Consider the following 20,299-nt stretch of genomic DNA (forward strand, 5'->3'; position numbering starts at 1 on the left):
GCTGATAGACGACCTCAAGCTCACCCAAATCGATTGCCACATCGAGCTCTCCCATGAGGGAGATCTGCCGCTCCACTTCGGTTTGCTCATCAGCCAGATGAATGTGCCAAGGTTCGGCATTTCTCAGAGCCGTTGCAGCGGACAACGCCGCCTCTGCTAGGGCTTGAGGTGCGGCAACGCCAAATGCGATCTGGACATCAACGCGTCGCCCTCCGACCTCGATGGGACGTCGCATCAGTGCATGCAATGCCTTTAGCATTGCCTCCATCTCTCCGGCTTCAAGAGAAGAATGCCAGGCGAGCGTGCGGTCCTCTATTCGATAAACTGTGCTGCCGAAGTTCCCTACGAGGAGCCGCTCGGCAACGCGTTTGAGGAGTTCTTTCGCATTGTGATCGCCCAGAACGCTCGAGAGCGCCGCGAAATTACCAATGATTGCCGTAATGCATGCGGCCGACGCCGGATCAATCTCTCGTTCCATCGACAGTCGGTTCGGAAGCCCTGTGTCGGAGTCATGGACGCGCCTATGGTCCAAATCCTTTTTAAGAATTGCCAGCAACTGCGCAGCGCCTGCAAACAATACCGCGACTGCGGCGGGTGCGGCTTCGAGCATCGTGTAAAATGCGAACCAAGAAGCGCCGTAGGCACTCACAACTGTGCCCAGCGCTACGGCGCTGCGTGTTGCGGCCTGGCGCATTGTTGTCGCCCGTAGCAACCAGGCGAAGCCTGAGCAGGCTATTGCCATAAGAACAAACGGGCCTGCGCTGGCAGGCAAAGCCGCAAAGAGAGTCTCAGCTGCGATCGCTTGAACAATGACGCCGGGAATTACGCCATGTTGAGGAACAGCGTACCTGTCGCCCATTTCTATTGCCGTGGCACCGACCAACACATCTTTTCCACGAAGATCGGCTTCGGCAAACCGACCATGCTCGATATCAGAGAAGCTGTGGCGGGGTATAGTCAGAGGGTCGATCGACAGATCTAATGGAAAAGGCTGATCGACCGTCCCGGGTCGGCCCGCAATCTGCGCGGACAATGATGGCCGGGGAATGCCCCCCGTAAGAGTGCCTAATGGCATTCGCCGCACGAATCCGTCGCCGTCTGCTGCGATGGAAACCGAACCCAGGATTGCATAATCCCTCAAGGCCGGGATCGGCAGGGCGTCTAGCATCCTTGTGTCGTGCCGAGATGCTCTTTGCGCAAATGTCGGCAGGACGATCGTTGGCTTGGCCTCGGCCAGCGCCGCGGCGAAAGCGAGATCCTGCTCTGTTTCAGATGGAGTGGAAAAATCGACGTCGAAGGTAATGCTCCGCACGCCCGCATCCGACAGCCGACTGACAAGTGAACCATAGTGGCGCCGGTCCCAGGGCCACCGGTCTATCTCTGCCAGGCTTGCCGCATCCATCTCGACGACGTGAAGCTGGCCGCTGGCTTCGCGGGAATGGATGCCGAATAGGGAATTGCGCAAAGCATCTTCAGCGCCCTGCAAAAACCCCGAGCCCCACAGTAACATCGCAGCTGCCAGCGATAGTACGCAGATCAGCACTCGGCCGATAGTGGCGCTCATACCCATCGACCGCACATTGCGAGATGTCGAAAGGCATCGAAGGCGTTAACGATTAGCACGACTAGTCACCCTTGCCGGGACCGCCGTCCTTGCCCGGACCGCCAGGCTTGTCATCCTTGCCAGGCTTGTCATCCTTGCCAAGCTTGTCGTCCTTGCCGGGCTTGTCGTCCTTGCCGGGCTTGTCGTCCTTGCCGGGCTTGTCGTCCTTACCGGGCTTGTCGTCCTTGCCGGGCTTGTCGTCCTTGCCGGGTTTGTCATCCTTGCCAGGCTTGTCGTCCTTGCCGGGCTTGTCATCCTTGCCGGGCTTGTCGTCCTTGCCGGGTTTGTCGTCCTTGCCGGGTTTGTCGTCCTTACCGGGTTTGTCGTCCTTGCCAGGCTTGTCATCCTTGCCAGGCTTGTCATCCTTGCCGGGCTTGTCGTCCTTACCGGGCTTGTCGTCCTTGCCAGGCTTGTCGTCCTTACCGGGCTTGTCGTCCTTACCGGGCTTGTCGTCCTTGCCAGGCTTGTCATCCTTGCCGGGCTTGTCGTCCTTACCGGGCTTGTCGTCCTTGCCAGGCTTGTCGTCCTTACCGGGCCGATCATCCGTGCCGGGCAGGCCAGGCTTGTCATCCTTGCCGGGATTTTCGCCGCGGCTCGGTTGATCCGGACCGTTCACGCTCTTGTCGAGCGGAGCCTTGCCTACCGAAACGGACCGGGAGCTTGCAGCCACTTCCGCAACGAGTGCGACAGGGGCCGGACCAGATACTACTCCTGAAGTCGCCTTACCCATATCCGCAGGCTTACTTACAATCGCTGAAGCGATAAAAGGCAGCGCCGACCCCGTAGGACCGCCGCCGCTCTTCACAGGTGTGCTGGTTGAGCGAAGGTCTGCTTGGCTCCCTTTCTCGACGTCGCGAGACGCTGGCGCCTGAATGGTGACGGGCTCTACCTCAACCTGCTCCTTCTCTTCGTTCTGAGCCGCAGGACGTGCAGGAGAATCGATCACGATCGACTGATCTCTCGAAATCGACAGGCGATACTTATCGCCAGCTGAAATCATCGCGACGTCGCCGGGCCGAACAAGATCGCGCGCGCCGCCATCAAGCGTAGATACTTCGACGAGTCCTTCGGTGACTTGCAGCGAAGAGCCCTCTGCGCCCACCGTAACCGAAAAGGTTGTGCCCTTCACGACAGCAGCGAGGTAAGGCGTATCAACTTTGAAATGCGGGGTTCCCTTCTTTTCGACACGAAAGATAGCGTTCCCGATTTCTTGGAAGAATTGGGTTATCGAAGAATTCTTGGACTCCTTGGGAATTCGAACACGGCTATTCGAAGCCACAGTTACAAAGTCATTCTGATGAACAAGGACCGCTCGGGCTCTTGCTCCAGTCGCAATCGTGTCGCCTACTTCCACGGCGGCACCGCGCCGTGCAGCGACCCGCTTTCCATCCCGATCGACGAACACAGGCCCGCTGACCTCGCTCACCATCCAGCCAGAGGACTGCGCAATCGCTTGTGAGCTTGCGCAAATAAGCAGCGCAGCCGTTACATTTCGGGTGAGGGTTTTGATCATGCGTGCGACTCCGTTCAATTTGCCAGATGTAACGGAGAGGCTTGGGCCAACGGTTGAGAAACAGGGTTTCTCAGGGATCAAATTTTATGATTTCTAAATCTTTAAGGCGCAGTCCCGCGAGAACTTAATCAGATACTTAGAGGATCCCGTGGGTCGCAATTACCTCGCCATCGCCTCGTTAACATTCAGTTTGCTTGCCGTGCCTTGCTATGGACAGGTCGCGCTCGACCGTGTCGATCCGGGTCGTACAGAAGAACGCGTGACCAATGAACGCGAAGAAATACCAACAACAAACGATCCGCAAATCTTAGAAAGTTCGACTGCGTTTCAAACGCAGGATGATGTATTCGTCGGCGCGATCGCGATCGATGGGCTGCACGTCATGGCGCGCGGCGATTTCTCGGATATTGTCGAAAATTACATCGGCCGCACGCTGAGCGGATCCGAGTTGACCGAACTAGTCGAGCGGCTTGCAAACCGGGTAAAAGCGAAATTCCCCTTGGCAAGCGTCTATGTCGAGCCACAAAAAATCACTGCTGGTGTGCTTCAGGTCACCATCGACGAAGGCGCAATCGACGAGGTTAGGATCGAGGGGGCGCAAAACCGGTCGGTCGTGGCAGCGCTATCCAAATTAGCATCGGGACAACCGGTCACGGCGGTGGACCTCGAGCGCAGCCTTCTCGTGGCCGGAGATATCGACGGGGTAACTCTGGGCAACGTCCGTGTCATGCGCGAAGAGAACAGAAATGTCCTTGTGGTAAACGGCACCTATGAGCGTGTCGGTGGAAGCGTGACATTCGGCAATGACGGATCGAAGCCGCTCGGGCCGCTCGAACTCTACGGACACGTTAGATTCAACGGCCTCTTTGCCCAAGATGACACCTTGCAGGTATTTATTCTCGACACAGTGCCCGAGGTCGAAGAGCTTGTTTTTGGGCAGGTACGATACGGCAAACGGGTTAGTCGCGAAGGAACTGAAATCTCGGCCACCGGGTCTTTTTCGCGCAGTGCGCCCGGGGCATATCTCGAACCGTTCAATATTCGTGGAGAGAGTTGGACAGTATCGCTGGGGCTTTTGCATCCAGCGCTCCGGCGACAAAATTCGAGTATCTGGATACGCGCGGACGCTTCCCATCGCCAAATTGAGCAAAGTCGTGATGGAGCTCTCGCACGCCAGGACCGGCTGACCACCGTGTCAGCTGGCATCTACGGCTATTCACGCCTCGCGGGTGGATGGTTGCGCGCCAATGCGCAGATTAAGCAGGGGCTGGATCTTTTCGACGCAACGCAGCTTGGAGATCCATTATCCTCCCGCCAAGATGCCGATGGAACTTTCACGACAGCCACGTTCGATATCGGCTGGCGAAAGAATGTGGTCGCCGACTTGGGAATTAATGTCGCGGTTCGCTCGCAGTTGGCCTTGCAGCCGTTGCTCATCTCCGAAGAAACGGGACTTGGGGGTGCTAACTTCGTTCGCGGCTACGACTACAGTGAACGGACCGGCGATCAGGCCCTTCTAGCCTACGGGGAACTCAACTATTCCTGGGACAGTCTTCCAGGACCACTATCTGAGATGGAAGTCTACGGGTTCGTGGATGGTGGTAAGGCATATAATCTTGATGAAGGCTTCGGCGGTGGAAGTCTCTTTTCGTCAGGTGGCGGTTTCAGAGCTGACATCGGAAAACGCCTCGCAGGTGGTTTGGAGGTAGCTGTGCCACTATCGGGCGTGCGCTACGATACGGGAGATAGCTCGGCCCGGGTTCGATTTCAGGTCACCCAGGCATTCTAAGCTGCTGATAGCAACGAACTCGGGACAAGGATGTGAGCGGTCAAGCCCCCGCAAGGGTTACGCGAGAACTTCAAAGAACCATTGAACCTAGTCAGCAATATATATGCCGTTGGAATCCCGAGGCCGAAGCCGTCGGTGTTTCTCTGCCGGGCTTGATCGATGCGGAAGAACGGTTCCAATAATGATGGGAATTGATCCTCGTCCACCCCAGGGCCGTGATCGATGATGTCTATCGTATAGCCCCTTTTACCGACACGGACCGCAACCTCAGCCGACCCAGCGAACTGAACGGCATTTTCTATTAGCGCATGGATTGAGCGCTTGAGGGGCTCTTTGAATGTCTTGATGACGATATTCGTCATACCGACCACCGTAACGGCTTCTCCGTAGCGGCTCGTTACGTCCACCAGCAATTCGCCGAGATTGACCTCTTCAGGATCGCTCTGAAGGAGTTGTGCGCCAAGATAGCTTTCGAGGGAATCCAGCAAGCGGACCATCTCGTCTACGCTTTGATCATGTATGCCGACGAGTTCCTTGTCTTCAATCATTCCAGAAATCGTTTTAAGTCTGGATAGCGGAGTGCGAAGATCGTGCCCGATCGCCCGATACGATTTGGTCTGATCACTCAAAATGCGATCAATTCGTTCCTGCATCGCGTTCATTGCGTGCGCCAGGTCCCGAAGGTCTCGAGGCCCCATTTCAGCGATTTGGACCTTGCGCCCCTGACCAATTCGCTCGGCCGCATCAGTAAGGGCGCGCAACGGCTTCGAAACCAGGTACAAGAGCACCAGACCGATGACCAGAAACGCAGCCGTGATCACTGTAGTGAGAACCATGGCCCGCCAGGCAACTGGCCACATGCTCGTTATGTCCCGCGAGACGAAGTTGAGCCAGGTACCATCGTCCAGCTGCAAGGAGCCCTCCAGATCGCGGCTGCCGTTATTCGACTCGGATGTGGACAGGTGGAGGGGCCTTCCGGCCAACGATGGTTCCCATGCTATTATATCTTTACCGATGCCAGTCAGCATTTGATCGCGGCTCGAACCTTCAACGTTCGGCGCAGGTGATACGTCTACGGAGAGGTATCGCGTGGTCATGTTTGACGCCATCTGATCGGGCGCAAGTTTGTGCATTCTCTGCCCCACGACGAGAAGTTCGGCGACGCGCCGCGCATGGTCGTCCTGGAGCGTCTGGCGATCAATAAGTTGATAGAATACGAGACTGCCGGCGAGTTGGATGATGCCAAGAGCCAAAAATACGGCGGCGACATAAACCCCAAATCCGTGAGCCTTAAAGCTGCCTATCGGTGAGCGTTTCAAACCTCTTCATCCATTACAGGCCATTCTGGCTACAGTTGCGAGAGTGCTTCGCAAGCTTTTTAGCGGTGAAGAAAATTATAAGAACGCTTGCGCCTGGTATTCTGCTAAAGAAATTTCTCTGAAAGATAGCGTTATGAGCCGGACGTCTGTTCTGCGCTACCTGTCTCCCCAAGCCGACAGTCCGCGGTCAACCTCATTCCAGTCGGTCTGCCCGGCGTTCAATCCGTAAGCCTTCCAATAGCTCCGCGCTATTACTTACGGCTACGAATTTTTCGTGACGCTCGGCTCAAAATTTCTACAATGGAAACGAGGCGACAGGCCGTCCACGTTTGAATGCGACCCGGCGTGGTAAGGAGTCCCTCTGTTGGTCTGCCGTCTCACCAAACATCCCCGGACTGACTTGGATAATTAGTAGCGCTCAGGCTCCAAATAATTAACACAGTTCACTTGGTGTTTATCGCGTTTGCCGCTTGAGCCACGTGGAGATGCAATGGAGAAAAGGTTGCAACAGCTCGCCGAGCACGCCCAACAGGTTGCTGATTGCGCCAATCGCGCCATCGAAAGCTCGTCTGCAGCGACAGAGATGAATGCGCTCAATGATGCCATGATGGCCTACCGGAGCGCCGCGGTCTTTTATCTTACCCATCCCTCAATTGCCGACTACGTCCGTGCAGATGCCAGAAAACACAGTCCAGAAACACGTGAGGCGATTGAAAGGATCGCAGATCTGATCGACAGGCTCAATGAGCCTGATTAATGGTCGTTAATTGGCGGTCCGCTTACACTTGTAAGTGATCACGGGATTTGTGCTGACGTCGGATCCTGCTCCTTGGAAAATGAATTGCTAACCATAAAAAAGGCCCCACCGAGAGGTGGGGCCTTCAAGGAGAAGGCGTGGAAAAATCCAAGCCCTCCGGGTCGCAGGAAAGACAATACGCCATCCGGATGGTAAGCATTGTAACCTCGCGACATATGCGAATATGCGCCACATGGGGGCTCATTCTTGTTTAGTTAAACGGGTGACCTCCATATCTCAATGGATCGGGATTCAGATCACGGTCCATTAACTTGGTGTCGATGTGAGATATGCTCTGCTGCTGGCGGACGGGGCGACGGGCTGCTTCGCGCTCTCATTTCGGTCATTGGGGGCGGTGTCCGAGATGCCCGAAAGCGGACATTTGCCGATTGCGGGCGCTATTCGATGGCTAGTGAATAGCTCGGATACAATCGAACGGCCCGGACCGGAGTTGTTCTTCTATCGCCATGGCGGGCGTAGAACATGATGAGAACGATTCGGGAAGTTGCTCTGATGATATTGGGATGCTTCAGCTAGGTCGGCGTTTCTTCACGATCCGGATATTCTCCCGGGTTCGCTGTACCTTGGTTTTTCAGAGCCTGGCTGTTTTCTTCCGATAACTCTGAGTTCGACGTGCGAGGGTCTTTGTCAGATGATTGCTCTTTGGCTCCACCTTCATCCAGACGTTTGTGATCGTCTTCCGTCATGGGTGCTTTCCGGAATGCTGTGTTTGCACAAGGGGGGGCTACGATTGGCCCGCCACTACGCTATTAAACATTAGCGGCGGTGCCTACTGGCTGCACCTGTCGATGGCTCGGAGCCTCGCGAGAGATCTTTTCCGCCCGGCGTATGGCCGCTTCGCTGAATCTGGCCTTGATCTTCGTCAAGACGGCCGTCTCGATGGTCCGCTTCGCGAAGGCGCGTCTGCTTGGGTTCTCTTGGAAAGTCTTCGATGTTCTTCAGATCAGCATTCGCATTATCGTTTTTGCGCTCACTCATGTTTATTCCTTTCTCAAAACCCCATCTGCTCGGGGTCTTGAAGAAGCGTGTGAACGACATCGATTGTTCCGATGAGCGCTATAACTCCGCGGCGCCGGCCCATTCGTCGCCTTGGCGGTGGTGGCGCGCGGCGAAGCCGCGCGTCCATAAAGCAGTCGATCACCTGCCGCTCGCGAATACGTAGCATCAAGTTGGAAGGGAAAGAGCTTCTAAGAGCGCCTTGGGCCATACCGGATAAGTCACGGTCAGGGTTGCGTAACTACGCCGGAGAACCAGCCAGCGGCGACACTTCGGGACGCCTTATTTTTCCTCGATCACTCGCTCCACTGCAAGACCTGCGGTCAGACCATGCACCAAGGTCGAAACGACGATCGTAAAAGCAATGGTCGCCCACAGCGCTCCCTCGTTGAGAAGCTCGACATGGTGCCCGGTGTAGGCGAGGTAGTAGATGGATCCGATCCCCCGCACGCCGTAGAATGCCATTACCGCGCGTGCGCGCCAGCGCAGACCAAGTCCCGAGAGCGCGAACCACGCGGCAACTGGTCTGACGACAAAGATCAGGGCGACCGCGACGATCACCTCCGGCCATCCGAGATATGGCCATAGGCTCGGCAGTGCTGCGCCCAGCGCCACGAGTAATAGAGCGGTTAGCGTGTGTTCGATTGATTGGGAGAAATCGTGCAATCGCTGGTGAAAGTCGTTCTCGGATTCTTCCCGCCGTAATACCAGGCCAGCAACAAATGCTGCAATGAAGCCGTATCCCTCGATCAGTTCGGTCAGCCCATAAGCAAGGATCACGCCAGCGAAGGCTACGACGCCTGTCTGGGTTTTCGAAAGAGCATTTCCTTCGGGCCAGTCGAACAGCGACTTGCCCAACAGCCAGCCCACGGCAGCACCACCCGCTGCACCGACGATCACGCGATAGAATACGTCCCGCAACGCCCACTCGGTGAACAGGCCGACGCTCAACGCGCCCGCGGTTGCAATCAATATCCCCAGATGGACGAATGGGAATGCCAGCCCGTCGTTGAGACCTGCTTCAGTCGTTAGCGCGAATTGAACCTGATGCTCACCGCCTTCTGTCGGGCGACCAACCTGCACTTCACCTGCAAGGACCGGATCGGTGGGCGACAACACTGCTCCGAGCAAAAGTGCCCCTGCCAGGGTCATGCCAGCGGCCTGCCACCCAACCAGTGCGAGTGCCAGGATCGTGAGCGGCATGGCGATCACGAGCAGCCGGAACGTTGGCTTCCACAAATCTCGACCGACAAGCCGGTCAATTCGCAGACCCGTCCCGAACAGACCGAGGATGACGCAAATCTCGGCTGCCTTCTCCCAAATTTGCGGAGCATCGACGGGGTTGATGGCGTCAGGCATGCCAGGCACCCATGCGAACGCGGCAAATCCGCCGAGGACGAGAAGAGCCGAAGCAGCAGGTTCGCGGCCAGAAATAAAACGTGGCGACCAGTAGGAGACGATGATCGCCAAGCCAGCCGTGGCGAGCAACACGTGATAGGGATCGAAGCCGAACATGATACCCTCACTTGCTCTGGACGGGTGGAGCACCTCCCCCCGTTCAAGGGTAATGGGCGTTCGGGAAGGGCAAAGCAAACGAGTTGGTAAAGTATTGCGGTACGTGGGGTGACGCGTTGAACTGATCCAAGGTTTAACGTGCTTCGTTGCCCATGCACTCGCCCAGTCGAACGGACCGTACCGGTTTCCATGTTTCGTTGAAGCGGATGGCGTTCTTCCGAAACAGGATAATCACTGTCGATCCAAGTAAAAACCGTCCCATTTCTTCGCCCTTCCGCAGGTGTATGGATTGGTCGCTGTATGTCCACCTATTTGGCAATCCAGTACGTTTGGGATTGACGATGCCATGCCATACAGTCGCCATGCTGCCGACTATCGTTGCCCCGACCAGCACCATCACGAAAGGCCCATGTTCTTCTGAGTGAAATTCGCAAATCACCCGTTCATTACGCGCAAAGAGGCCCGGCACGGAACGAGCTGTCGCCGGATTGACGGAAAACAGACTGCCTGGGACGTAAACCATTTGGACCAGATTGCCGGTGCAAGGCATGTGTATGCGGTGATAATCGCGCGGAGAAAGGTACAGGTTGGCGAAGCTACCGTGGTGAAACTGGTCAGCGAGCACGGCATCGCCGCCCAGCAGTTCCGTCACTGTATATCTGTGACCTTTGGCCTGGATGATGTGGGCATCGTCGATGGCACCGAGTTTGCTGATAGCGCCATCGACTGGCGAGACGAAGTCCGCATCTGCCAGTGGTCGGCTCCCGGGCTTCAGTGCCCGGGTGAAGAAGTCGTTGAAGCTCGCATAGCTCGCGACATCCGGGGCCAAGGCCTCCTCCATGTTCACGCCGTATTTCTTGACGAACCATCGGATAAGTCTCGTCGTGTGCGACCCGGCAGTCGCCCGGGCGACGCGACCAGCGAACTCGGTGACGATGCGCTTGGGAATGAGATATTGCATGAAGGCATTGTTGCGTTGCGTCATACCAAACCTCCTTTAGCCCCAAATCTCTTCCTACGGTCATTGGCCGGATATACGGTCGGTGACGATTGTCGTGGTCTGTCTTTCTTCAAGAGTGCTGGCCGAGTGCCCAAAACTCCACCCTGCACCCCGCCACCGAAATTTACCAATGCTAAACGGGAAGATCGGCCGTGCGGGGCTCACGGATCGGGCATCCGTTCACGCGCTCGCGGAATTTGGCTGAATGCTCATAGGGCGATTTGCGTGCCCGGTTGATAGATCCCAGGGGGCGATGGGAGACGACGCCGTTCCAGGGTGCGAAGCGCATTGCATCATCGACTGCGGCTGCGCGCTGGTCATTCCATCCGGTCTGAGCGCCAGCGGTAATCCGCGCCACGGTCTGGAACGGAAACCTCTCTTCGTCCCATATCACCGTTGCATCCTCGATCGGCTGAGCGTCGCGATCGCGCAGCAACTGAACGCGCAGTTCCCATTCTGCCGGACCGGTACGCATCACTGCGTCGATTTCCTCACGCAAGGCATTCGGCCTTCCTTTTGCATCTATTTCCGTTCCGCTCAGCGCGGTCAGGTTCGAGGACACCGGCACGACCTGAAACTTCGCGACATAGTTGCCGTAGCGATAGGGTGTTTGCGAATAAAAGGTTTCTCCCAAGGGATGCACGTTAGGCGCTCCCCCCAGTGTCTGTATCGTTGCCGATCCGCCGACCGTTGCTTCTAAAGCCTTCTCGATCCCGCGCAGAGTTGCCGAGAGCAACTTCTTGGCCCACTCTGCCCGGTCGGTCGTGGCGGCAAGCAGCTTCAGCGTATGTGCGAAATCATCGGCCGAGCTTGCACTGAATGCTGGCCCATTGATCATGACGAAGTCCTGCGCTTTGCTGTCATAGGCGCTGGACAGTCGCTCCCCTTCGACGCTCAGGACCTTGAGCGCGAGCCCACACGGGACCGACACGCTGTCGTCGAGAACATCACCGGGATTGGTGGAAAATCGCAGGATCGCATCGTGCCTTCCCGGCAGTGCGAAAATGCCTTGGGCCAGTTCGTCGGGCAGGTTTGCCGGTATCGTCAGGCTCGCCTCGAGTATGCCATGGCTCTTGGCATGGACCGCTCTGTAGGCATGGTTTTCATCCTCGGCGACAGTCTCGAGAATGGTATGCATGCTCTCGTTGATCTTCGCGATCGCCTCATTCTCATGGGGAGAGATAATTTCCAGATCGTCACTGTAGGGAATTGGGCTGCTCATCATCGCCGCTCTTTGTTGCCTAACGTATATCGTCAAAACGAGCGATACGGGAAACGGGATCCGAACTCATCGGAAATAAGGCTGGGAACTGGCCCCCGGTGAATGCGCACACGGCGGCATGGGCCAATGGCGTCTAGAGCCCGCCCGTGCTGCTGCGCTTTAGATGATGCGGTTCAGCTACGAGGAAGAAAAGCGGGGTTACGACCAAGCTGCGGATAAAGGGTATAGAGCAATGAGCCATGTCAGACAGGCGACGATGATCTTGCGGCTATTCGCTGCAATGGCCAACGCGGTGACCGGGAAGAAAGACCAGCTAAGGATTGCGTTTCGCAGGTTGAATTCTGGCAAGAGATCGAGCGCATAGGTGGCTGCATAGAGCGCTGCATTAGCAAATAATATGCCGCTGAGGACCTTGCGACGGTGCTGGACGAAATGCGCATCGAGATCGCGCCATTCTTCCGGATCATTGGGAAAAATCAAGGATACCGACACGTAATAGACGGCCGTCACCACGAAACCGCCGAACATGACCGCCCAGCTGAGATCGAGCCGGTCGCGAAAGGCCCAGCCGTACATCCAGTAGGTCACGACATCGCACGATACAAAAACCCCGAGTAGGGCGGTGGACCAGCCGATCCGGACCTTGTTGCTTGCCTTGATCGCTTTGGACAGTCCGCCAAGGCCTTCAGCCAGCGCTAGGCCAAGCAGGAGGCCAAAAAGCGAAAAGATGAACTCGAAACCTGTCACATAGCCCCCCGATACTTTTCCTAGCGCTATGCGGCAGCTTTCCATGCGGGCAAGGCGTCGGTGAGCGACTAAGAACCGCCTTCAATGGCTACGTCAAATGTAAACTCAATCGCTTGGCGGGTCCGCCCACGCAGGCGCGGGCGGACCGGATGCATTCGGGCCTATCCGCATTCATAGCGAGGTAATCCTCATTGTCGAAATACTTGGCTTCTCGACTGACTTATCGCGGCTGAGGGCGGCAGGTCATCCATCGTTACTGCGACCCGGGGCTGACATAAGTCTGAAAGGGTGGGCTGCCGTTCCACTTTAGCGATGGTTGGTTACGAGCGGGTGCGTAAGCTGCTTTTTAAAATGGCAGACCAGCCTCCCCCCGTTGCTGTGCTTCTCTTCGTGGCTGAACTTGGAAATCCAGCGGCACTAAAGCGCATGTCCGCACGTTGACGGGAAATGAGCAAGACCCTCGAGGATCTCCAACGCGAAATGGAAATCGCGGCCAGCGATCTCGATTTCGAGAAAGCGCGGCAAATTCGTGACCGCATCAGTCTCTTGCGAGGCGGAGCAGAAGCCACAGATGCTGAAGCCGCCGATACGTCGGGGCTGGCTCGCCAGCAGCCAGGTGCGATGGGACTGGGCACGAGCCGGCAGCGCCCTGTTCTGCCGCCAGACTGGAAGCCCCCGAAGAAGCCTGATCTCATGACGTCCGGACAAAAGCGGAAGTGACGGACAAGATTGCAAGGTCTGCAGTCCTGGCAATCTTGGGAGAAAGAGAGGCGGACGCGACGATATGCCCTAGCGAGGTCGCACGAAGGATCGCTTCACACCGCAAGAACGGCTGGCGCGCGGCGATGCCGCGCGTCCATGAAGCAGTCGATCACCTTGCCGCTCACGAATGGGTAGCATTAAGCTGGAAGGGAAAGAGCTTGTCAGAGCGCCGCGGGCCATACCGGATAAGTCGCGGTCAGGGTTATATAACGCCAGAAAATTAAACAGCAGCGACACTTCGGAACGCCTCATTCAATCACTCGCTCTACTGCAAGGTCTGAGAAGGGACTGACACCGGACCGCCTTCTTTCGGCGAGAGGAACGAGGAGAGCGGGTATGAGTGCTTTGGCCCCTGCGATACCCATCGCCGAGATATCGTGTTCGGATTATCGCGTCATATGGAAGCGCATGCCTAAAGACTTCAGCTAGAAATGACTTCAATCTGCTGCATATCTTAAACTTTCGGCGGGGCGGTGGACGCCCGGACGACCAATTCGTGGGGGTGATTGCCGCGGCGAGCGAAGGCCATTTCGCCTTCGCTTCCATCTTTTCGACCCGCGTCCAGCCATCCGATCAGACGATCTGTTGCGTCCCATGACATTTTCATGACTGGCTGACGAACCGTCGTAAGTTGAGGCCAAGCGGTGCGAGCGACTTCCGAATCGTCAAAGCCGGCGATCGATATATCGTGGGGTACCGACAATCCGCAGTCTCGTACCGCAGCCATCGCAGCAACAGCCATATCGTCGTTCTGCGCGAGAATGGCCGTCGGCTGTGGTGTCTGGCGCAGAAGGTGTTCCGCCACCTTGTAGCCCACGTCATAAGTAAAATCGCCGGTCACGATGAGCCGATCATCGATGACGACCTTCGCTTCTGCAAAGGCGCGGCGATATCCCTCCATGCGCGCTGCGCTGGCCGCATGCGAGGGATCTCCCAAAACGATCCCAATACGCGTGTGGCCCAATTCGAGCAGATGCGCGGCGACAGCCTCGCCTGCTGCAACTTCGTCCATTGCCAGCACGATGCCCCGGTCCATCGCGCTGTGAGGTGTTATGCGAGCATAAGGCAATCTGTGCTTGTCGAGCATTGCCAGCAGTTCGTCCTGGTCGCAGGCGGGCGGCGCAAGGACGACACCGTCCAGTCCAGCGCGCATGAGCAGCCGTCCGAGTTCTGCTGGGCGATCGGCCACATTCCGGAACGGCAGGACGACGAGGCGGTACCGCGATTCCTCGAGCCGAGCGAGCGCACCGTTCTGGAGTTCAACCACATAGCTGGGGCTCGGTCGCTCATATGTCAGTCCGATGAGAAAGCTACGCCGGGCAATAAGGCTCTGGGCAGCTATATTCGGATGATAATCCAAGGTCGCCGCTGCGGCCTTCACGCGCTCGCGCGCCTCGGCGCTCACGTGAGGAGCATCGTTTAATGCGCGGGAAACGGTCTTGATCGACACTCCGGCGAGGTGCGCCACATCGATAATCGTCGAGCGTTTGGAAATGGCGGCCCCTCCCGAAAATGTGCTTATCGGATAACCCGGCGGGGGTCCCTGAGCAAGTTGACTAGCGCCTCTCTTGACTTGTGTCGATGCACCGCAGTAAACGTTGTCAGGAGCAACGGTAAACGTTGTCATATGAATTTGGGAGAGGGTAGTGAGGCGTCGCAAGACCGCAATTTTGTCCGTGGCTGTTATGGCTGCGTTGGGCGCGGCGCACACGGCAGTGCCCGCAATTGCTCAGGCGAATTCGAGTGCCGTGGCCGATCTGCAGCGCTGGCCAGCCAAGGGTCTTGCTGCCGCGCTTGATCCGGCAATCGAACAAAAGATCGATGCGCTGATCGCCAGAATGTCGCTTGAACAAAAGGTCGGGCAGATCATTCAGGCTGACATCGCGAGCGCCACACCCGAAGACGTTCGCCGCTATCACCTCGGATCGATCCTCAATGGTGGCAATTCGACGCCGACAGGTGAGTACAACGCGCCGGCTTCGAAATGGCTGGAGGCAGCCGATGCCTATTATGCCGCCTCGATGAAGCCGCAGGGCGATCTCCCCCGAATTCCGGTAATCTGGGGCAGCGACGCCGTTCACGGGCACAACAACATCGTGGGTGCTACGCTGTTTCCGCACAATATTGGGCTCGGGGCCGCCAACGACCCGGATTTGATGCGGCGTATCGGGGAAGTAACCGCGATCGAAATGCGCGTCACTGGCCTCGATTGGACCTTCGCACCCACACTTGCCGTGGTGCGGGACGATCGCTGGGGCCGGACTTACGAAGGGTTTGGCGAGACACCGGATATTGCAACGTCTTATGCAGCCCCTCTGATAGAAGGCCTTCAAGGCAAGCTCGGTGATGATGACTGGTTGCGTGGTTCGCACATCGTAGCCACCGCCAAACATTTCCTGGGCGATGGCGGAACCGCGGGTGGCAAGGATCAGGGTGACGCGCGGATCGATGAAGGCCGCCTGCGCGACGTCTTCAGCCCGCCGTACCTTCCCGCCATAGATGCGGGCGTGCAATCGATCATGGTCAGCTTTTCCAGCTGGAACGGCGCGAAGATGCATGGAAACGCTTCATTGCTGACGGGTGTTGTCAAGGATCGCTGGAACTTCAGCGGTTTTCTCGTCGGCGATTGGAACGGGCATGGCCAGGTCGAAGGCTGTACCGTCACCAACTGTGCGCAATCAGTCATCGCCGGACTTGATATGTATATGGCGCCCGATAGCTGGAAGGGTCTGTACGAGAACACACTGGCGAACGCACGCAGTGGAGCATTGCCTCCGGCCCGACTCGACGACGCGGTGCGCCGCATCCTGCGAGTGAAATTTCGAGCCGGCTTATTCGAAGCGGGCAAGCCCTCTTCTCGACCCTACGCCGGAGAGTTCGAGCGCCTGGGCAGCGCCGATCACCGCGCCATTGCGCGCGAGGCCGTTCGCAAATCTCTCGTGCTGCTCAAAAACGAGGATGGAATTTTGCCACTCGATCCAGCAGCCAAGGTGCTTGTGGCAGGCGATGGAGCCGACAATCTGACCAAGCAAACCGGTGGGTGGACCCTGACGTGGCAGGGAACAGATACAAAACGGACCGATTTTCCCAACGCGCAATCCATATGGGAAGGCATCGAAGCTGAAGTGACAGACGCGGGCGGAAGCGCCACTCTGTCACCTGACGGCAGCTACGGCGACCGCCCCGATGTGGCGATCGTCGTGTTCGGGGAAGATCCTTACGCCGAATTCCAGGGCGACCGCCCGGACGTGGGGTATGACGACGCCCGCAGCCTTGCGCTGTTGCGCTCATTCCGCGCTGCGGGAATTCCGACGGTATCGGTTTTTCTTTCCGGGCGCGCGATGTGGGTAAATCCGTTTCTCAACGCTTCCGATGCGTTCGTGGCAGCGTGGCTACCCGGAACCGAAGGCGGCGGCGTAGCCGATGGTCTGTTCGGTAAGTCGGAATTTACCGGCAGATTGTCCTACAGCTGGCCACGATCGAGCGACCAGACGAACGTCAACCTAGGTGATGCGGATTACAATCCGCTCTTTGCTTATGGCTATGGACTGACGACTGCCGAAGATGGCTCTCTAGATCAGCTTCCTGAAGAGCGTGCCAGCGCAGCTCCGACGGACGAGAACATGCTATTTTCCGGTGGGCGGGTAGGCACGGGCCGTCAGCTTCTCATCGGTTCACCTGGCGCGCTTGCAACAAACCCTGCGCCCGAGCTCATCACTGCTCAAGGTGCCGATCGCAATGCGCAGGAAGACGCGGTTCGACTGCGGTGGTCCGGATCAGGAAGAGCTGCCGTCGCGATCGCTCAGGAGTCCGGGATGGATCTGACGCGTCAGGCTAATGGGGGCCTCGCGCTCGAACTGGAATTCAAGGTCGACAAGGCACCTACCGCAGACGTCAATTTGCTGATGACCTGCGGCGAGGAGTGCGGCGGCGGATTTCCCGTGCGCGCATTACTGACAACCACCGCAGAAACGGGGCGATGGACCCGCGCGTCATTCCCATTGAACTGTTTTGTGCAGGCAGGCGTCGACATGAGCGGCGTAGATGCACCGCTCATGCTGGTGACCGACGGGCAACTTGATCTCACGCTCGCGTCGGCACGCATCATGTCGCCGACGGGTGAACAGCTTTCATGCAAGTAAATACGGCCGCATCGGATCGGTCCAAAGGGGAGGATACTATGACCAGACTAAAATTCGCCGGGACATTCGGCACCATGTTGTTCTGCTCGGTTGCTGCCGTGCCGCTTCACGCCCAATCCGCGCCCGCAACGGCAGCGCCAAGCGAAGCGACAGAAGATGACGGGTCAGATGTCATCATCGTCACGGCCAACCGCCGCGAAGAAAACCTTCAGGAAGTGGCTGGCGTAGTTCAGGCGCTCGATGCCGATCAGCTACGACAGGACGGCATCGTCGAACTTCGTCAGCTGCAGGCGGCCGTGCCCGGTCTGAGCATCGCCAACCAGGAAGGCAACGTCGAGATCTTCATCCGGGGCGTCGGTTCATCCAACAACACCGAACTGGGCGATCCCGGTGCAGCACCTCATCTCAACGGAACCTATATTCCGCGGCCGCGTGGCTTGGGCCTGATGTTCTACGACCTCGAACGGGTCGAGGTGAACAAGGGACCGCAAGGAACGCTCTATGGGCGCAACGCGCTTGCGGGCACCCTCAATATCATCACTGCAAAGCCACGGCTTGGTGAACTCAGCGGCTACGCACAGGCCGAAATTGCCAACCGCTCGTCTTACGGTGCGGAAGGTGCGATCAATATTCCCGTAGGCGATACACTCGCTGTGCGCGCTGCTGGGTACTACGTCGACCGGGATTACGGTTTTCGCAATGTTTCTACCGGCGAACAGGCCAGCCAGCTCAAGCCGGCGGGACTTGAAGAGAACTACGCCGGGCGACTTTCCATGCTGTGGGAGCCTGACGATCGTTTGAGCGTCTCTGTCGTTGGCGATTACGGCAAGGAGACGGGAACCGGCTATCCCGGAGCGAACATCTTCGGCGCCGTTACCGCAACTGGCCTGCGTCCAGACAAGCTGAACCTCAAGGATGTCGTCTATCGCGGCATGCAAGGCGACATGGAGAACGAGCTCTGGGGAATTCAGGGCAAGCTTTCCTACGACTTCGGCACCTTCACGGGCGAATTGACCGGAAGTTACCGTTCGGTCGACTTTTACCAGGCCAACGCCAGCAGCGAGGGCATCGATTATCCCGGGCGCGACCTGGACAATTTCCAATACGATAACTTCTCCAACAATTTCTGGCAGACGAGGTCGCAGAGCCAGGTTTACGAAGCACGCCTGTCCGCAAACGAGGATCAGCGCTTCCGCTGGAACCTGGGCGGCTTCTATTTCAAGGAAGATCAGGCGGTAGGCTATATGGCGGTCGCCGACCGCGGATACTGCTGCTACTCGGGCACTGAATTCACCATGCCCGATGTCAATGGCGAGAGCTTCGCCTTATTCGGTGACGGGACCTACGACATTACGGATCGCCTGCGCGTATTCGGCGGGCTGCGATACACCGAAGAAAAGAAATCCCGTTACGGTATCGGTGGAAACTGGGCTCTGACGCTGGGCGGCGAAGACTTCGCCTGCTGCTTTGCCACACGTCTTGGAACCGAAGGCTTCCGCCCGAACTTGCTCGATCGCCCGAACTTCAATGTCAGTGCCATCGACACGCTGCAGGGCCGCGCTCAGTTCTTGATCGAGGGAATCCGCAGCCCGGGTCTGCGTGACACTCTCATCCAGCAGATCGGTGCGATTGCCGATGGCACCAATCCGAACGGTACCTGTATCGACCGACCCGATATCGACAATGGCTTCGTCGATTGTCCGGCGGGATTCGGTGGGGGGTTCAGTTTTGTCGAACTGACCATTCCCGATCAGCAGATCGGTCAGGCCAAGTTCGACTTTGTCGACTGGCGAGCCGGCCTGGAATTCGACATAGGACCGGACAGCATGCTGTATGCCAAGGTGTCCACTGGACATAAGTCCGGCGGCTTCAATGACAGTTTCAACGGTTCGACAATTCCCGAAGCATTCAGCCCCGAAAAGCTGGTTGTCTATGAAATCGGCAGCCGGAACAGTTTCGATGCTTTCGGTCGCCGGGCAATCTTCAACCTGACGGGGTTCTACTACGACTATTCCGATCAGGTTTTTCAGGATCTGACTTGTATCAACCTGGACGAAACGCAGGCCCCGCCAGTCTGCAATGGATACTCCCTGGTCAACCGGAACATCGGTGCATCGCGCATCTACGGTGCGGAAGCCGAACTGCGACTTAAACTGCCGGCACATTACGCGCTTGATCTCAATGCGGCTTATCTCGACACCAAGGTCACCGAAGGCGTGGTGGCAGATGCCCGAGCCCAGGATTTCGATGCCGGTGGGCAATCTCCGCTCGTCAGCCTGGTTGGCAACCGGCTCCCGCTTGCCTCCAAGATGAACCTGAGTGCCCGACTATCCCAGTGGTTCGACATCGGCTCGGGCCGTTTCGACTGGCAGGCTCTCCTGAACTACCGATCCTCCTTCTTCCTGTCTCAGTTCAACGAGGATGACATCGTGTTCCTGGACGGCACGCGCCAGACTGCGCTGGACGCGGGCTTTCCCGACCGCCAGAACGGCTTCGTGACACTCAATCTCGGCGCCGGTTATACGATCGGCAACTTCAGGCTGGAGGCATGGGCGAGCAACTTCCTGAACGAGGAAATATCGCAGAAGGCTCTTGTCGGTTCGTCTTTGAACATCCGCTTCCTCAATGACGCACGGACTTACGGCCTGCGAGCACGGGTTAACTTTTGAACTAGGGCGAAAGAGAAACTGCAAAACGCTTCTATGGGGCCGGGGTGATGAGCATACTCCAGCCCCATCGTTGCGAATTTTTTCTGACGATTTGCAAAGAGGTCAACAGAGACAACTATTGCCCCCTTGTTGTCAGAATGTTTTGGTTGTTTTGCTCTCAGGCTGCTTTGGTTGCGACAACTGCTAGAACCGGACAGTCCGCTTG

15 protein-coding genes are annotated in these 20,299 nt (G+C 57.4%); 6 read left to right on the forward strand and 9 right to left on the reverse strand.

The window, feature by feature from the left end:
• Nucleotides 1–1,564 (reverse strand): CHASE2 domain-containing protein (locus tag KYK83_RS16280; RefSeq protein WP_222829020.1); only part of this gene is annotated, 1,564 nt, incomplete at its 3' end.
• A 61-nt stretch (nt 1,565–1,625) separates the two neighbouring features.
• Nucleotides 1,626–3,116 (reverse strand): FecR family protein, encoded by a 1,491-nt coding sequence (locus KYK83_RS16285; RefSeq protein ID WP_222829021.1) that lies wholly within the window; start codon nt 3,114–3,116, stop codon nt 1,626–1,628.
• A 148-nt stretch (nt 3,117–3,264) separates the two neighbouring features.
• On the opposite strand from KYK83_RS16285, the gene KYK83_RS16290 reads away from it, so the two are divergent.
• Complete coding sequence (locus KYK83_RS16290; RefSeq protein ID WP_222829022.1) at nt 3,265–4,905, forward strand: ShlB/FhaC/HecB family hemolysin secretion/activation protein; 1,641 nt, start codon at nt 3,265–3,267, stop codon at nt 4,903–4,905.
• Here KYK83_RS16290 and KYK83_RS16295 read toward each other — a convergent pair.
• A complete protein-coding gene (locus KYK83_RS16295) occupies nt 4,902–6,224 on the reverse strand; it encodes a sensor histidine kinase (RefSeq protein WP_248284530.1) in 1,323 nt (440 codons plus the stop codon). The genes KYK83_RS16290 and KYK83_RS16295 overlap by 4 nt on opposite strands.
• Before the next feature lie 502 nt (nt 6,225–6,726).
• Here KYK83_RS16295 and KYK83_RS16300 point away from each other — a divergent pair.
• Entirely contained in the window at nt 6,727–6,981 is a 255-nt protein-coding gene (locus KYK83_RS16300; RefSeq protein WP_222829023.1) for a hypothetical protein, read from the forward strand.
• Between the two features lie 572 nt (nt 6,982–7,553).
• On the opposite strand, the gene KYK83_RS16305 is transcribed toward KYK83_RS16300, so the two are convergent.
• From KYK83_RS16305 to KYK83_RS16325, 5 genes are all read right to left on the reverse strand, one after another.
• A complete protein-coding gene (locus KYK83_RS16305; RefSeq protein ID WP_222829024.1) occupies nt 7,554–7,727 on the reverse strand; it encodes a hypothetical protein in 174 nt (57 codons plus the stop codon).
• A 592-nt stretch (nt 7,728–8,319) separates the two neighbouring features.
• On the reverse strand, nt 8,320–9,552 hold the full coding sequence (locus KYK83_RS16310) for a cation:proton antiporter (RefSeq protein WP_222829025.1): 1,233 nt from the start codon (nt 9,550–9,552) through the stop codon (nt 8,320–8,322).
• A gap of 133 nt (nt 9,553–9,685) precedes the next feature.
• Nucleotides 9,686–10,537, reverse strand: coding sequence for an archaetidylserine decarboxylase (gene asd / locus KYK83_RS16315; protein WP_222829026.1), 852 nt, complete (start codon nt 10,535–10,537; stop codon nt 9,686–9,688).
• A gap of 148 nt (nt 10,538–10,685) precedes the next feature.
• Nucleotides 10,686–11,777 (reverse strand): catalase family protein, encoded by a 1,092-nt coding sequence (locus tag KYK83_RS16320; protein WP_346729478.1) that lies wholly within the window; start codon nt 11,775–11,777, stop codon nt 10,686–10,688.
• Nucleotides 11,778–11,972: 195 nt separating this feature from the next.
• Nucleotides 11,973–12,521 (reverse strand): hypothetical protein, encoded by a 549-nt coding sequence (locus KYK83_RS16325; protein WP_196847748.1) that lies wholly within the window; start codon nt 12,519–12,521, stop codon nt 11,973–11,975.
• A gap of 447 nt (nt 12,522–12,968) precedes the next feature.
• On the opposite strand from KYK83_RS16325, the gene KYK83_RS16330 reads away from it, so the two are divergent.
• Nucleotides 12,969–13,241: a UvrB/UvrC motif-containing protein gene (locus KYK83_RS16330; protein WP_222829027.1), complete on the forward strand. Its 273-nt coding sequence runs from the start codon at nt 12,969–12,971 to the stop codon at nt 13,239–13,241.
• Complete coding sequence (locus KYK83_RS16335) at nt 13,238–13,507, forward strand: DUF3253 domain-containing protein (protein WP_222829028.1); 270 nt, start codon at nt 13,238–13,240, stop codon at nt 13,505–13,507. Before KYK83_RS16330 ends, KYK83_RS16335 begins: the two co-directional genes overlap by 4 nt.
• A 230-nt stretch (nt 13,508–13,737) precedes the next feature.
• On the opposite strand, the gene KYK83_RS16340 is transcribed toward KYK83_RS16335, so the two are convergent.
• On the reverse strand, nt 13,738–14,751 hold the full coding sequence (locus KYK83_RS16340; RefSeq protein WP_346729479.1) for a LacI family DNA-binding transcriptional regulator: 1,014 nt from the start codon (nt 14,749–14,751) through the stop codon (nt 13,738–13,740).
• Nucleotides 14,752–14,929: 178 nt separating this feature from the next.
• Here KYK83_RS16340 and KYK83_RS16345 point away from each other — a divergent pair, with 178 nt between their 5' ends.
• Nucleotides 14,930–17,425: a glycoside hydrolase family 3 N-terminal domain-containing protein gene (locus tag KYK83_RS16345; RefSeq protein ID WP_346729480.1), complete on the forward strand. Its 2,496-nt coding sequence runs from the start codon at nt 14,930–14,932 to the stop codon at nt 17,423–17,425.
• A gap of 38 nt (nt 17,426–17,463) precedes the next feature.
• Nucleotides 17,464–20,094: a TonB-dependent receptor gene (locus KYK83_RS16350; protein ID WP_248284531.1), complete on the forward strand. Its 2,631-nt coding sequence runs from the start codon at nt 17,464–17,466 to the stop codon at nt 20,092–20,094.
• Nucleotides 20,095–20,299 lie beyond the last annotated feature (205 nt).

Origin of the sequence: Qipengyuania pacifica (assembly GCF_019857205.1) — a bacterium.
GTDB lineage: Bacteria > Pseudomonadota > Alphaproteobacteria > Sphingomonadales > Sphingomonadaceae > Qipengyuania > Qipengyuania pacifica.

Excerpts from the sequence above, each read along its gene's own strand:
- KYK83_RS16285 (WP_222829021.1), bottom strand. The coding sequence starts at position 3,116 with ATGATCAAAACCCTCACCCGAAATGTAACGGCTGCGCTGCTTATTTGC.
- KYK83_RS16320 (WP_346729478.1), bottom strand. The coding sequence starts at position 11,777 with ATGATGAGCAGCCCAATTCCCTACAGTGACGATCTGGAAATTATCTCT.
- asd (WP_222829026.1), bottom strand. The coding sequence starts at position 10,537 with ATGACGCAACGCAACAATGCCTTCATGCAATATCTCATTCCCAAGCGC.
- KYK83_RS16305 (WP_222829024.1), bottom strand. The coding sequence starts at position 7,727 with ATGACGGAAGACGATCACAAACGTCTGGATGAAGGTGGAGCCAAAGAG.
- KYK83_RS16310 (WP_222829025.1), bottom strand. The coding sequence starts at position 9,552 with ATGTTCGGCTTCGATCCCTATCACGTGTTGCTCGCCACGGCTGGCTTG.
- KYK83_RS16350 (WP_248284531.1), top strand. The coding sequence starts at position 17,464 with ATGACCAGACTAAAATTCGCCGGGACATTCGGCACCATGTTGTTCTGC.
- KYK83_RS16330 (WP_222829027.1), top strand. The coding sequence starts at position 12,969 with ATGAGCAAGACCCTCGAGGATCTCCAACGCGAAATGGAAATCGCGGCC.